Below are 13,528 nucleotides of genomic sequence, written 5' to 3'. Positions count from 1 at the left end.
ATGAGTACAGCAATGAATAAGAACGATGAAATCCCTGTCTCTGAATTTGTCCCTGCAGATCGGTCGGAAATGGACATGGAACAGATCGTCCGTCCGTCTGTCAGCTACTGGCAGGGGGTCTGGCGCAAGTTCCGGGAAGACCGCCTCGGTCAGTTCTGCGTCATTCTGATTCTGGCGGTGATTCTGATGGCGATCTTTGCGCCGATGCTGTCGCCGTATCGGTACGATACGACCAGCCTGCTGGAAAGCAATCTTTCTCCGTCTGCCCAGCACTGGTTCGGCACCGATTCCGTCGGCCGTGACATCTGGACCAGAGTCTGGGTCGGGGCCAGAGTTTCGCTGGCAGTCGGATTCATCGGCGCCATCATTCCATTTGCCTTCGGCATGGTGATCGGCTCGATCTCCGGCTGGTGCGGAGGATGGGTGGATATGATCATCATGCGCATCATCGATGTCGGTCTCTGCATTCCCTCGATGATCTATCTGATTCTGGTCATTGTCTATTTCGGCGGCGGGGCCCAGTCAATCATCCTTGCCCTTGCCATCATGAACTGGATGGGCCCGGCCAGAGGATACCGCGGCCGCATCCTGCAGTTCAGAAACCGGGAATTCACGCTGGCTGCCGAAACGCTCGGTGCTTCTTCCGGCCGGATCATCTTCCGGCATATTCTTCCGAATGTGCTCGGCAACATGATCGTATCTCTGACCAGCTCCGTCCCTGCCGCAATGTTCATTGAAGCAAGCCTGGCGTTCATCGGCCTCGGCATTGCTCCGCCGATGACTTCCCTTGGCCAGCTTGCCGCCGACGGCGCGAACCTGTACCGGATCCATTTCTATCAGTTCATTCTTCCTTCCTCAGTTCTGGCATTGATCATCTTTGCATTCTTCATGCTGGGCAACTGCCTGCGCGACGATCTTGATCCGCAGCTGCGCGAGGAATTCTCCACGCGGGCATGGCGGAAAAAGCGCAGACAGGCAGAAGAAAGCATGAAAAAGGAGGTGGCAGAATGAGCGGACATCTGCTTGAAGTGAATAACCTCAGAGTGAATTTCGAAACAGTCTCCGGAACGATCCATGCCGTCCGCGGGGTCAGCTTTCATCTCGATCCCGGGGAGACTCTTGCCATTGTCGGCGAATCGGGCTGCGGGAAATCGGTCTCCACGCAGTCGATCATCCGCCTGAATCCAGAACCACCTGCGATTGTCTTCTCTGACAGCATCCTCTACAAAGGGAAAGACATTTCAAGGATTTCAGAAAAAGAGATGCGGGCATACCGAGGCAGGGAATTCGCAATGGTCTTCCAGGATGCCATGACCTCTCTGAATCCCGTTCAGCGCATCGGCAGACAGATGACGGAAGCGATCAGGGTCCATGAAAAGATTTCCCGATCGGATGCGAAGAAACGAGCCATCGAGATGCTCGCTAAGGTCGGAATCCCGAACCCGGAAGAATCTTTCCGCCGCTATCCGCACACCTTTTCCGGCGGCCAGCGCCAGAGGGTCATGATCGCCATGGCGATGTGCTGCCATCCATCCGTGCTAATTGCCGATGAACCGACGACCGCCCTCGATGTCACTACCCAGGCCCAGATTCTGAAACTTATGATGGACATGCAGAAAGAAACCGGATGCGCCATCATTCTGATCACGCACAATCTCGGCGTTGTTGCCCGCATGGCAGATCGGGTTGCGGTCATGTATGCAGGTCAGATCGTCGAAGAAGGGTCTCTCCGGGATGTTTTCTATTCCACGAAGCACCCGTATACCTACGGCCTGCTTGGCTCCATGCCGGACCGCCGGAAGAAGTCGGATGCCCGGCTGATGTCGATTCCCGGCACGCCGCCGGACCTTTATGCGCCTCCCTCCGGCTGCTCCTTTGCGCCGCGCTGTCCGTACTGTCTTGAAGCATGCCTGCACCATGATCCTGATCTGAAGAACGTTTCTGAAGGACATTGTGCAAAGTGCTGGCTGCTGGATGCGCGCTGTTCGAAGGATTTCATCCCGCCGTATCTATCGGAAGGAGACAGAAGCACTGCAATCGGAGGATCTGCTCATGACTGAAACCAATCAGACGCTTGTTCAGGCCGACCACCTGAAGAAATATTTCAATCTCGGGCATAACCGGATTCTGCACGCGGTGGATGATGTTTCCTTTCAGATTCCCCGTCAGCGCACGCTCGGTCTGGTCGGAGAGTCCGGCTGCGGCAAGACGACCGTCGGCCGCACATTAGTCCGTCTCTATGAACCGGATGGCGGCAGGATCTTCTTTGACGGAAAAGACATCACATCCATCCATGGAAAAGAAAGAAGAGAGCTGACCAGACGGATGCAGATGGTCTATCAGGACCCTTATGCTTCCCTGAACCCGTTCTTTACCGTCGGGGAAATCATCAAGGAAGGACTGGAAATCCATCACATCGGAGCGGATGATCATGAACGCATGCAGATGGTCTACGAACTGCTTGAGAAAGTCGGCCTGCATGCCGAACATGCCAATCGCTTCCCGCACGAATTCTCCGGCGGCCAGCGTCAGCGCGTCGGCCTTGCCCGTTCGCTTGCCGTGAATCCGGAATTCATCGTATGCGATGAAGCAATTTCCGCTCTCGATGTCTCGGTGCAGGCCCAGATCGTGAACCTGCTGGTGGATCTGCAGAAAGAGATGAAGCTGACTTATCTCTTCATTGCCCATGATCTTTCAATGGTCCGTTACATCAGCGATGAAATCTGCGTGATGTATCTGGGGCAGATGGTGGAAACCGGGTATACCTCTGAAGTCTATGACCATCCGCTTCATCCGTATACCCAAGGCCTGCTTGATGCAGTTCCGGTTGCAGATCCCGATTTTGAAGCTGACCGGAAGAACCAGGTCATTCTGCAGGGCGAAGTCACCAGTCCTGTCAATCCGAGCCCAGGCTGCCGTTTTGCGGCAAGATGTCCATTCGCAGAAGAACGCTGCCATCATGAAACCCCTGAACTCAGAGAGATCAGAAAGGGCCACCGCCTTGCCTGCTTTCATTATGGAGACCCAGCATGAAGTATGATTTCACGACCCGGGTTTCCAGAACCGGCAGGGGGAACCTCAAGGATCTGATGTTCACCCCATCCGCGATCCGCCAGCACAACCTTCCGAGCTTCAGCGGGGCAGAGTTTGAATTCCGCACCGCTCAGCCGGTCATCGATGCGATGAAGGAATGTGCAGAGAACGGACTGATGGGCTTTACGATCGCGGATCAGAATTACAGAGACCATATCGGCTGGTGGGTGAAGAACATCCGGAAGACAGATATTTCTCCTGACTGGATTCTGCCGATGCAGGGCACGATCTTCTCCGTCGCATCTGCGATCCGTCTGTTTGTGAAGCCAGAGGAGCACATGGTGCTCATGACTCCGGATTACAATCGCTACGATCAGGCAGCCCGCCGTCTGAAGCGAGGAACTACCATCTTCAGCCCGATGATTGAAAAAGAAGGAAGATTCCATCCGGACTTTGAAGATCTGGAAAGAAAGTTTTCCGATCCGAAGGCAAAGCTGTTTGTGCTCTGCAATCCGGATAATCCGACCGGTCAGGTGCTGTCAGAGGAAGAACTGCATCAGCTTCTGTCTCTGGCCAAGAAATACCGGATGCCGATTCTCTCTGATGAGATTTTCGCAGACATCCCGCTGAACGGGAAACCGGTCCCGCTGCTTACTGCTCTGGCGAAGGACAGCGATCTGGTGATCTCCATCCTTTCGATGGGAAAGACGTTTTCTTTTACCGGCGTCAACCATGCGAATGCGATCATCCGCAATCCCGGACTCTATCGTGCATTTGAAGAACAGCGTACTGCCGATCACTTCGGCAGTATCGATCCGATGGCTTATGCAGCGCTCATCGGCGGATATACGCCGGCAGGCGCAGAATGGCTCAGCCAGCTGATTGAAGTGCTGAAGCGCAATACCGATCGCTTTCTGAACTTCTTCAGTTCCTTTGAAGGGGTGAAAGCATATACGCCGGATGCAGGATATGTGCTCTGGACAGACCTTTCCGCGCTGGGTATGGAACCGGACGCTCTGTTCAGGATGCTGGAAGAAGAAGCGCTGTTTGCCTGCGATCGCGGAGAAGAATACTATGGCGGAAAGTGCTGCGCAAGGATCTGTACCGCAGTTATGGAAACAGAGGTCATCGCTGCCATCGGCCGGCTGGAAAAGGTCTTTGCAGCACATGGATTCAGGAGGAAAGAAGAATGATTATCGTAGAAGCAGAAGAAGCCAGAAAAAGGCTGACTCCGGAAGTATGCATTCCGCTGATGAGAGAGGCATTCATTGCCCTGGAACAGGGAAAGGCAGTTCAGCCGCTGCGTTCCATCAATCACCTGCCGCAAGGCAATACGTTCGGCTTCATGCCGGCATATCTTGGCGATCATAGCTGCTTCGGCGCCAAGATCATCGATGCGAATTCCAATAATGCAGGGACACCATACCCGAGCCACATGGGCTACGTCATGATGTTTGACAGCGATCATGGCTTTCCGATCGGCATGGCCGACTGCTCGGTCATCACGGAAGTGCGTACCGGGTGCGTCTCGGCAGTCGCTACGGATCTATTGGCCTTGAAAGATGCTCAGAAGCTTGCCTTGATCGGAGCAGGGGCTCAGGCAAGGTCTCACACTGCTGCGATCCTGCTGGTGCGTCCGTCGATCAGAGAGATCTCGGTCTATGATCTGCGCAGAGAAGCAGCCGGAAAGTGTGCGGAAGAGATGAAGGCTGCTTACGGACTTGAAGTCACTGTCGCTGACAGTGCCAGACAGGCCGTGAAAGATGCAGATATCATCTGCACCGTGACCCCTTCGAAGGAGCCTTATCTGAAGAAGGAGTGGATCCGTCCGGGTGCTCATATCAATGCCGTCGGCACCTTCACCCCGACGACCAGGGAGGTCACGTCCGAACTCTTCGCTGCTTCGAAGGTCTATGCGGATGAAATCTCGGCAATGAAGAAGGAATCCGGAGAATATCTCATTCCGCTGTCGGAAGGCCTGATTGCGGAAGATCATATCCGCGGCAGCCTCGGCGGGCTTCTGCTTGGAAAAGTTCCAGGAAGACAATCCGACGAGGAGATCACGCTCTTCGATGCCCTTGGCCTTGCCGTGGAAGATGTGATCTGCGGAAGATATCTGGTTCTCGGTAAATAAAAGAGCAATCCTTCCGGATTGCTCTGAATCACGCTTCTGCAAGCATGGCTTCTGCCATTGCTGCAGCTCCATACAGCCCTGCCTGGTTTCCAAGCCGGGCTTTTTTCAGCTCGATTCCCCGAAAGCCCGGTATCAGGTGCTTTTCGAATGCCTGCACGGTCTTTTCGAAGACGATCGTTTGTTCCATGATGCCGCCGCCTAATACGAAGAGCGGAATGTTGAAGACCGCCGCAAACGAGCATAAGCCGATGCCGATCTCTTCCGTCCATGCCTCAAGCACCTGCATCAGAGCAGGATCGTGTTCTGCCTGTTCCATGAAGGAACGGCCATTCAGAATCGAAGGATCTGCCTGCTGTGCCATCTTCAGCAATGCGGTAGTGGAGGCTGCTTTTTCATAGCTTCCTGCCCATGGATCGTCCCGCTTCTCTGCATGCACGATCATGCCGCCAGCCATGATGCCGGCATTCGGACCAGCTCCGTAATAGGGGGAACCATTCAGCCAGATGCCTGCGCCGATGCCCGTTCCATACGTGATGCACAGAAAATCCGAAGCACCTGCGGCTGCCCCGCATGCATGTTCGCCAGCTGCAGCCGCATATGCATCATTCAGCACGGCACAGGGAATCTGAAACCGTTCCTCGAACTTTGCCCTGACCTTCATGCCGGTATAGCCGGGCATATTGTCATTGGCATAAGCGATGGAACCATTCTCCGGATCGACCTGTCCGCAGGTGCTGATGCCTATTGCATCGAGATCAGAAAAAGCTGTGAGCAGATTCATCGCCCGGGCAATCACCTGCTCTGCTCCCATAGAAGCACAGGTGGGAATGGTTTCTCTGGCACTCAGGGTTCCATGATCCAGGATTCCGCTCTTGATGGTAGTGCCGCCGATATCCAGAAGACCGATGCGGCTCATCAGTCCTCCAGGGCTTTCATGAAAGTCTTCGTGATCTCATAAGGCCGGGTGATTGCCGAGCCGACAACGACTGCCCAGACATTCATGTCCATCGCATGTCTCAGCATTTCCGGGGTTGAGATATGGCCTTCCGCAATCACCGGCTTGCCGGACTCCAGCACCAGCTTCCTGATCATGGCATACGGCGGAACCTTCACCCCTCTGGTGTAGTCCGTATATCCTGCCATCGTCGTGCCGATCAGATCAAAGCCGAGCTCTGCGGCATGCATGCCATCTTCCGGACTTGCGCAGTCAGCCATGAACAGCTGCTCGGGATACTTCTGCTTCACTTCCCGGAAGAAGTCATCCAGAGACTGTCCGCCCGGGCGCTTTCTGGCGGTCGCATCCATTGCCAGAATCTCAACGCCGCAATCCATCAGGGCATCAACTTCCGCCATGGTCGGCGTGATGTATACCTCCGAATCCGGATAGTCTTTCTTGATGATGCCGATGATCGGAAGACTGGTGTTCTTTCTGATCTCTGCAATATCTTCGACAGTGTTTGCACGGATGCCTCCGGCTCCTCCCATCGTGGCTGCTAAAGCCATGCGGCCCATGATGAAGCTGGAATGCAGGGGTTCTTCCGGAAGTGCCTGACAGGAGACGATCAGCTTTCCGTGAATGGAATCCAGGATTTCCTGATTTTTCTGGTTCATGATTTTCCTTCTTTCTTTCCGCGCTGCTTGCATCTGGCAGAAAATCGTCTATGCTGAAAGCAGTTATTGCGGACTCCGAAATAATTGTAGATCGGAAAATCAGAACTGAAAAGACAGGAGAGATTATGAAAGAGACCATTTCTTATCAGGGGCGCGAACTAAAAGTCCTCGGAACCTGGGAAACCATCATTGCCGGAGGCGGCAGCGCCGGTGCTTCGGCAGCCCTGACTTCAGCACAAGCAGGAAAGAAAACCCTCATCGTAGAGAAATCCATCCGTTTAGGCGGATCCAGCGTCAATGCGCTGGTCACCCCGATGATGCGTTCCTATACGGGCCATCACAGCAACTTCTATGCGCTTGAAGAAAAGCTCAATGCGATTGCGCCGGTCAGAGACCATGGCGTCAGCAACCAGCGCTGGTATTCTGCCGAAGCGATGTGCCACAGCTGGGACGAACTGCTCACCGATGCCGGCTGCGATCTGCTCTTTGATGCAGCGATTGCCGATGTGCTGATGGAAGGCGATCAGATCAGAGGCCTGGTCGTAGCAGTCACGGAAGGATTATGCGCCGTGCTCGGAAAGCAGTTCGTGGATGCGACTGGCGATGCAATGGTGCTGCGGCTGGCAGGTGTTCCTTGCCGGCGGGGAGATGAAGATGGCAATAATCAGATCTCCTCGCTGCGGTTTGAAGTCGGCGGAGTCGATATCGAAAAATACCGCAATTATGTATTCTCTCTGAATGATACCTACAGCGTTCATCATGAAGCCGGAGATTATTTCGAATCTGCCATGGTAGGCGGAAGAGGCTTTGCCTTGCAGCCATTGTTTGATCAGGCGGTGAAAGACGGTGTTCTGATTCCGGATGATCTGCGCTATTTCCAGAACTATACCGTTCCGGGAAAACCGGGCGTGCTTTCCTTCAACTGTCCGCATCTCGTCCATCTCATGGATAACGAACATGCTCTGGACCGATCCGGAGCAATCATCGAAGGGCGCAGATCCATTGCCCGCCTCATGAAGTTCCTGAAAGAATATATGCCTGGCTTTGAGCACTGCTATCTGGTTCAGGAAGCTTCCATGCTCGGGATCAGAGAATCCTGGGAACTGATCGGCGACTATGTCATGCCTGCTGGCGACTATACGAATCAGGCGAGATTTGAAGATGCCGTTGCAAGAGGAGACTGGTACATTGATGTGCATTCGGCAAAGAAGTCGCTGGTGCATCAGATTTCGTATCAGCCAGGTGATTACTATGAGATTCCGTACCGGGCGATGATTTCTTCCGCAGTGAAGAATATCTGTGCCGCCGGCAGGTGCATCTCGACAGAGTTCCTCATGGAAGCAAGCATCCGCATCATTCCGACGGTCATCGACATCGGCCAGGCAGCAGGCGAAGCTTGCGTGCTTGCCCTGGATCAGGGAATTGACCTGCATGCAGTCAATGGAATTGAACTGAAGGAGAAACTCGGCGAGTACCGCTGAAAGCCCTTGCAGTCCTTCCGGATGTGTGCTACGTTAAAACCAGTTATTTCGAAGTCCGAAAAAAGAGAAAGATCATGAAGAAGAGCGGTCTGAAAGACATGAAGAAAGAAAATCTCACGATGATCGTGAGACTGGTTCAGGAAAATCCAGGGATTTCCCGGATTTCACTTGCCCAGAAGACCGGACTTTCCGCCAGCACTGTCACTTCCCTGGTTTCGCATCTGCTGGAGCAGAACGTGCTGATTGAAAACGGCACGATCAGCACCGGCGGCCGGAGCCAGCGCTGTCTGGAGATCAATCCGGACTTTGGCATGATTGCCATATTCGAGATCTCCCGCCGGAGCATCTGGTTCAGCACGTTCGATCTTTCGATTTCTCTGAAATCGCAGAAGAAGCTGATGGACCGCTGGCATTCCGGCAATGATCTAGCGGAGCTCATCCGGCAGGCGCTGAAGGGGTCCAGGGTGCTGGGCGTCGGTCTTCTGTTCCAGGATGATATGAAGGAAAGCGACTTCAACGTCATGATGGATGCAGGCGGATATGCGCCCCAGATGAAGCTCTCCGATGCATTGCGCATGTATCTGAAGGTGCCGGTGATCGAAGACTACTCCATGCATTACACCGTGACCAGAGCATTAGCAGAAGAGGAAACTGCTTCGTGCTGTGCCCAGATCAGACTCGGGACCGAAGTGGCCGCCAGCATCACCGCGGATGAGCAGACCATTGAGATTCTGCCGTCGTTCTGCCGCTCCTTCCTGCCGGAAGATGCTGATACCGCTGCCGAGAAAGACGGACTCGAAGGATTGATGATGTCTCTCTGCATGATGTTTCCGCTGGCCTGCATCTTCATCTCTTCCGATTCCGGAAGGCAGAAGTTCAATGCGGGAGAGCTGGAAAACGATCTCTTCAGCAAGCTTGAGAACGATCGGCCGAAAGTCATTTTCGTGGATTCCCGTACTTCATCAGACCATGAAGGGATGGCCCGATGGGTACGCAATGAACTGAAGTTTTCCTGATCCGGAGCCTCCGGTAAGCCATACCGTGTTCGATAAAAAAGGGGTTATCTGAAAGGAGATTAAACTATGGCACAAGGGATTCTGATCATCATCGCATTTGTGATCATCGCAGCTCTCATGATCACAAAGAAGATGCCGACCTTGCTGGCGCTTCCGCTGCTGGCGGTCATCATCTGCATCATCGCAGGCGTTCCGGCAGTCGGAAAAGACGCTGACGGAAACGCAATCGGCTGGCTGCAGACCGTTCTTGAAGCAGGAACCGTCCGCATGGGCGCGGCAATCATGGCCGTCATCTTCGGCGCCTGGCTTGCTCAGCTGATGAACAAGACGGGCGTTACTGAGAACATCATCAAGCGCAGCGCAGAGCTGGGCGGAGACAAGCCGTTCGTCGTCACGATCATCATGGTCGCAGTGGTCGCAATTCTGTTCACGACATTGAGCGGACTGGGCGCAATCATCATGACCGGGTCCATCGTTCTGCCGATTCTGATTTCGATCGGCGTTCCGGCAATGAGCGCGGCTGCGATCTATATGATGGCCTTCACGACCGGACTTACGATCAACATCGCTCAGTGGCAGAACTATGCAAACATCTTCAGCCTCGATATTTCAGAGATCCAGTCCTTCGAGACGACGATGATGATTCTGACCGCAATTGCGACCCTCGTTCTGATCATCGTTGAATTCAAGCGCAATGGCATCAAGTTCGCATTCTCTGCACCGGCAGAAGATAAGAAGCCGGCAGCCGGGGAGAAGAGTCTGACTGGTGCCCGCGGTTTCCTTGCCATGATCACGCCGCTGATTCCGATCATCCTCGTCGCGTTCTTCAAGATTCCGGTCTGCCCGTCCTTCATGGTCGGCATTCTCTGGATCCTGATCTTCACCAGCAAGTCCTGGGACAAGGCAATGAATCTGCTCGTGAAGTCCGGCTATGACGGCGTCACGGATGCAGGCCCTGCAGTTCTGCTCATGATCGGCATCGGCATTCTGTTCCTTGCGGTTACCAACGCAAACGTCAAGACCGTTCTCGATCCGTTCCTGCTCAAGGTGACTCCGACCTCAAGAGCCGGCTTCATCATCTTCTTCTCGCTGCTTGCTCCGCTGGCACTGTACCGCGGCCCGATGAACCTGTTCGGACTTGGCTCCGGCATCGCTGCATTGATCATCGGTCTTGGCACGCTGCAGCCGCAGGCAGTCATGGGAGCCTTCCTCTCTGCAGAGCGCATTCAGGCATGCGGCGATCCGACCAATACCCAGAACGTCTGGACCGCGAACTTCTGCGAAGTGGATGTCAATGCCCTGACGAAGAAACTGCTGCCGTATCTCTGGGTAGTTGCAGTCATCGGTGTCATCATTTCCGGTGTTCGTTTCTTCTGAGTTTCTCAAGCATATTCAGCAGACTCGGCGCCTTTCTGAACAAGGGAGGCGCCTCATTTTTCCAATCAAGTACGGAGGCAGGCAATGAAGGTAAGAATCGGCATCGATGTCGGCGGCACATTCACGGATGCAGTCGCCATCGACAATGACACATTTGAACTGATCGGGTATGTCAAGACCCCGACCACGCATCGGGCGAAGGAAGGCGTCGCAGCGGGCATCATCGAAGTGCTGCACAAGATCATGGAGGAATATCATATTTCTCCTGATGACGTTTCCTTCATCGCTCACGGCACCACGCAGGCAACCAATGCCCTGCTGGAAGGAGATGTCGCCAAGGTCGGCATCATCACCCTCGGCAGCGGTCTGGAGGGCTCCAAGGCAAAGGCAGATACGACGATCGGCAATATCGAGCTTGCCCCGGGTAAATTTCTTGAAACGGAGAATGCTTATATTGACTGCTCTTCAGGCAGTCTCGAGGAAGATATCAAGGGTGCGATCGATGCGCTGAAAGAAAAGGGCTGTCAGTCCTTCGTGGCTGCCGAAGCCTTCTCTGTCGATGATCCTTCCAATGAGAATCTCGTCGTGAAGCTCTGCACGGATCAGGGCCTTCCGGCAACCGCAACCAACGATATCTCCAAGCTCTACGGCCTGAAGATCCGCACCCGCACGGCGGTGATCAATGCTTCCATCATGCCGAAGATGCTGGAAACCGCAGCCATGACTGATCAGTCCATCAGGAAAGCAGGCATCAAGGCACCGCTGATGATCATGCGCTGCGATGGCGGCGTCATGACCGTCGATGAAGTCCGCAGCCGTCCGATTCTGACGATTCTCTCCGGACCTGCTGCCGGGGTTGCCGGAGCTCTGATGTATGAGAAGCTTACCGATGGAATCTTCTTCGAAGTCGGCGGAACTTCCACGGATATTTCCTGCGTCAAGGATGGCAAAGTCATGATCCGCTATGCGGAAGTCGGCGGCTTCAAGACCTATCTGAACTCACTTGATGTGCATACGGTCGGCATCGGCGGCGGCTCGATGATCGAGCTGAAAGATGGCAAGGCAGTCGATACCGGACCGAGATCTGCTCATATTGCGGACCTCGATTATGAAGTCTATGCAAAGCCGGAAGAGATCAGAGACCCGAAACTCGTGAGCATTCGTCCGATGGCAGGCGATCCGGAATATGCAATGATCGAATGCGCAGATGGAAAGAAGTATGCCCTGACCCTGTCCGGTGCCGCCAATATCGCCGGCTATGTGAAGCCGGAAGATTATGCCTACGGCAATCCGGAAGCAGCGAAGAAGGCATGGAAACCGCTGGCTGACAATATGGGCGTCAGCGTGGAAGCGGCAGCGAAAGCAGTCCTCGGCTTTGCGGCTGCCAAGAACTCCAAAGTCGCAGCGGAACTCATGAAGATGTATGAGATGGATCCCCGGACGACGATCTTCGTCGGCGGCGGCGGAGGCGCTGCTTCCGTGGTTCCGCACCTTGCTGAGACGATGGGACATCGTCACCGCATTGCCCGCAATGCGCCGGTTATCTCCACGATCGGCGTCGCGCTGGCAATGGTCCGCGATATGGTCGAACGTTCCGTGACCAACCCGACCCAGGACGACATCATTGCGGTCCGCAGAGAAGCAGAACAGGCAGCGATCCAGAACGGAGCTGCTTTGGGCACGATCGAGATTCAGGTAGAGGTCGATACGCAGCGCAACATCGTCCGGGCAATCGCTACCGGTGCTACGGAAATGCGGTCTCATGATCGCCTGAAGAAAGAACTCAGTGAAGCCGAACTGATTCAGGAAGCAGCTTCCAATCTGGCGATGAATCCTTCTGAGCTGAAGATTGAAGCCCGTACTGGAGGCATGGCTGCTGTCACGGCAGAGAAAGTCGAAAAGAAACTCTTCTTCCGCAAGAAGACGCATCCGCTGCGCCTGATTGACAGCGAGGGCGTCATCCGCCTGCAGAAGAGCAATGCCACGGTTCGTCAGAGCAGTATTTCCGCCTGGAAGAAAGACGTGAACTGGATGCTGGAAGAACTGACGGAATACAACGACGGCGGCTCCAGTCTCCCGAATCTGTATCTCATCGTCGGCAGAAGAATCGTCGATCTCTCGGGCATGCAGAAACCAGAACAGGTGATTTCGCTTGCCCAGGTCGAACTGGAAGGCCTTCCCGATTCCGAGCCGCTGATCGTGATCGGCACGAAACGCGTGGAATAGCCCATGGGAGAGAAGAAACGGAAGTCAGATCATTTTCCGTTCCCGGATCATGATCTTGCCCTGAAAGAACTCTCTTATGATCCATGCTATTCCAGGATTCCGGCTGAGGATCGCAAGCCGATTACCGAAAAAGCCTGGGCAAGAGGAGAAGCAGCTGCCCGCGAAACCTTTCAGCAGTTCCATGGCAGCTATGATTTCTTTGCGATCTGCAGAGAAAGCGGACTGACTCTGAAAGAAAAGAACATTGATTTCGTATCCGGAAACCAGCGCTATTTCAGCGACTATATCTCCGGAAAGAAAGAAGTCAATCTGTATCTGAAGTCCATCGCGCTATGGGCAGAGGAGAATTCCCTCGACCTGAAATCTGCCGAGAATCTGATTCTCAGCCATGAGTACTATCATTTTCTGGAATGGACCGAACTTGGTCTTACCTCCCGTCTCTATCAGGTGCCCATGATCCAGCTGGGAAAGCTGAAGCTCGGCCATACCGGCATCCGCGCCCTGAGTGAGATCGGCGCTCATGCCTTTGCACGAACTTACCGTGACCTTTCTGCGGCAAGAGAGAAATCGAAGACCGATTGAAGCAGGGCTGCAGCAGACACAATACTGCTGCAGCTTTTTTTGCGCCATCTCTGGATCGCAGAACGTGC

At 54.2% G+C, this 13,528-nt stretch carries 12 protein-coding genes; 10 read left to right on the top strand and 2 right to left on the bottom strand.

Going from position 1 to position 13,528, the window contains the following annotated elements; translation table 11 throughout:
* Genes C7E00_RS10305 through C7E00_RS10285 form a run of 5 tightly spaced genes read left to right on the top strand, consistent with a single transcriptional unit; the run spans position 1 to position 5,167 of the window.
* Positions 1-1,011: an ABC transporter permease gene (locus C7E00_RS10305; protein ID WP_105304206.1), complete on the top strand. Its 1,011-nt coding sequence runs from the start codon at positions 1-3 to the stop codon at positions 1,009-1,011.
* On the top strand, positions 1,008-2,060 hold the full coding sequence (locus tag C7E00_RS10300; protein ID WP_105304205.1) for an ABC transporter ATP-binding protein: 1,053 nt from the start codon (positions 1,008-1,010) through the stop codon (positions 2,058-2,060). The genes C7E00_RS10305 and C7E00_RS10300 overlap by 4 nt, the downstream gene beginning before the upstream one ends.
* On the top strand, positions 2,053-3,033 hold the full coding sequence (locus tag C7E00_RS10295; RefSeq protein WP_105304204.1) for an ABC transporter ATP-binding protein: 981 nt from the start codon (positions 2,053-2,055) through the stop codon (positions 3,031-3,033). The genes C7E00_RS10300 and C7E00_RS10295 overlap by 8 nt, the downstream gene beginning before the upstream one ends.
* On the top strand, positions 3,030-4,226 hold the full coding sequence (locus tag C7E00_RS10290; RefSeq protein ID WP_105304203.1) for an aminotransferase class I/II-fold pyridoxal phosphate-dependent enzyme: 1,197 nt from the start codon (positions 3,030-3,032) through the stop codon (positions 4,224-4,226). The genes C7E00_RS10295 and C7E00_RS10290 overlap by 4 nt, the downstream gene beginning before the upstream one ends.
* Positions 4,223-5,167, top strand: coding sequence for an ornithine cyclodeaminase family protein (locus C7E00_RS10285; protein ID WP_105304202.1), 945 nt, complete (start codon positions 4,223-4,225; stop codon positions 5,165-5,167). Before C7E00_RS10290 ends, C7E00_RS10285 begins: the two co-directional genes overlap by 4 nt.
* 28 nt (positions 5,168-5,195) lie before the next feature.
* On the opposite strand, the gene C7E00_RS10280 is transcribed toward C7E00_RS10285, so the two are convergent.
* Together C7E00_RS10280 and C7E00_RS10275 are read right to left on the bottom strand one after the other, a co-directional pair.
* On the bottom strand, positions 5,196-6,083 hold the full coding sequence (locus C7E00_RS10280; RefSeq protein WP_105304201.1) for an ROK family protein: 888 nt from the start codon (positions 6,081-6,083) through the stop codon (positions 5,196-5,198).
* Positions 6,083-6,778, bottom strand: a complete 696-nt coding sequence (locus C7E00_RS10275) for an N-acetylmannosamine-6-phosphate 2-epimerase (protein WP_105304200.1) — start codon at positions 6,776-6,778, stop codon at positions 6,083-6,085. Before C7E00_RS10275 ends, C7E00_RS10280 begins: the two co-directional genes overlap by 1 nt.
* Positions 6,779-6,903: 125 nt before the next feature.
* Here C7E00_RS10275 and C7E00_RS10270 point away from each other — a divergent pair, with 125 nt between their 5' ends.
* From C7E00_RS10270 to C7E00_RS10250, 5 genes are all read left to right on the top strand, one after another.
* Positions 6,904-8,259, top strand: coding sequence for an FAD-dependent oxidoreductase (locus tag C7E00_RS10270; RefSeq protein ID WP_105304927.1), 1,356 nt, complete (start codon positions 6,904-6,906; stop codon positions 8,257-8,259).
* A gap of 74 nt (positions 8,260-8,333) precedes the next feature.
* Complete coding sequence (locus C7E00_RS10265) at positions 8,334-9,275, top strand: winged helix-turn-helix transcriptional regulator (protein ID WP_105304199.1); 942 nt, start codon at positions 8,334-8,336, stop codon at positions 9,273-9,275.
* 66 nt (positions 9,276-9,341) lie between these two features.
* A complete protein-coding gene (locus tag C7E00_RS10260; RefSeq protein ID WP_105304198.1) occupies positions 9,342-10,652 on the top strand; it encodes a C4-dicarboxylate ABC transporter in 1,311 nt (436 codons plus the stop codon).
* A gap of 84 nt (positions 10,653-10,736) precedes the next feature.
* Positions 10,737-12,878, top strand: coding sequence for a hydantoinase/oxoprolinase family protein (locus C7E00_RS10255; RefSeq protein WP_105304197.1), 2,142 nt, complete (start codon positions 10,737-10,739; stop codon positions 12,876-12,878).
* Between the two features lie 3 nt (positions 12,879-12,881).
* Positions 12,882-13,460, top strand: coding sequence for a hypothetical protein (locus C7E00_RS10250; RefSeq protein WP_105304196.1), 579 nt, complete (start codon positions 12,882-12,884; stop codon positions 13,458-13,460).
* Positions 13,461-13,528 lie beyond the last annotated feature (68 nt).

It is taken from the genome of Anaerolactibacter massiliensis (assembly GCF_900290205.1).
Taxonomy (GTDB): domain Bacteria; phylum Bacillota_I; class Bacilli_A; order Erysipelotrichales; family Erysipelotrichaceae; genus Bulleidia; species Bulleidia intestinalis.
Note: the sequence above shows the minus strand (reverse complement) of the source record. Positions and strands in the feature narration are given on the sequence as shown.

Bases quoted from the DNA above. Each gene is read 5' to 3' on its own strand.
- C7E00_RS10285 (WP_105304202.1), top strand. From the start codon at position 4,223: ATGATTATCGTAGAAGCAGAAGAAGCCAGAAAAAGGCTGACTCCGGAA.
- C7E00_RS10250 (WP_105304196.1), top strand. From the start codon at position 12,882: ATGGGAGAGAAGAAACGGAAGTCAGATCATTTTCCGTTCCCGGATCAT.
- C7E00_RS10260 (WP_105304198.1), top strand. From the start codon at position 9,342: ATGGCACAAGGGATTCTGATCATCATCGCATTTGTGATCATCGCAGCT.
- C7E00_RS10265 (WP_105304199.1), top strand. From the start codon at position 8,334: ATGAAGAAGAGCGGTCTGAAAGACATGAAGAAAGAAAATCTCACGATG.
- C7E00_RS10270 (WP_105304927.1), top strand. From the start codon at position 6,904: ATGAAAGAGACCATTTCTTATCAGGGGCGCGAACTAAAAGTCCTCGGA.
- C7E00_RS10300 (WP_105304205.1), top strand. From the start codon at position 1,008: ATGAGCGGACATCTGCTTGAAGTGAATAACCTCAGAGTGAATTTCGAA.
- C7E00_RS10290 (WP_105304203.1), top strand. From the start codon at position 3,030: ATGAAGTATGATTTCACGACCCGGGTTTCCAGAACCGGCAGGGGGAAC.
- C7E00_RS10280 (WP_105304201.1), bottom strand. From the start codon at position 6,083: ATGAGCCGCATCGGTCTTCTGGATATCGGCGGCACTACCATCAAGAGC.
- C7E00_RS10255 (WP_105304197.1), top strand. From the start codon at position 10,737: ATGAAGGTAAGAATCGGCATCGATGTCGGCGGCACATTCACGGATGCA.
- C7E00_RS10295 (WP_105304204.1), top strand. From the start codon at position 2,053: ATGACTGAAACCAATCAGACGCTTGTTCAGGCCGACCACCTGAAGAAA.
- C7E00_RS10275 (WP_105304200.1), bottom strand. From the start codon at position 6,778: ATGAACCAGAAAAATCAGGAAATCCTGGATTCCATTCACGGAAAGCTG.
- C7E00_RS10305 (WP_105304206.1), top strand. From the start codon at position 1: ATGAGTACAGCAATGAATAAGAACGATGAAATCCCTGTCTCTGAATTT.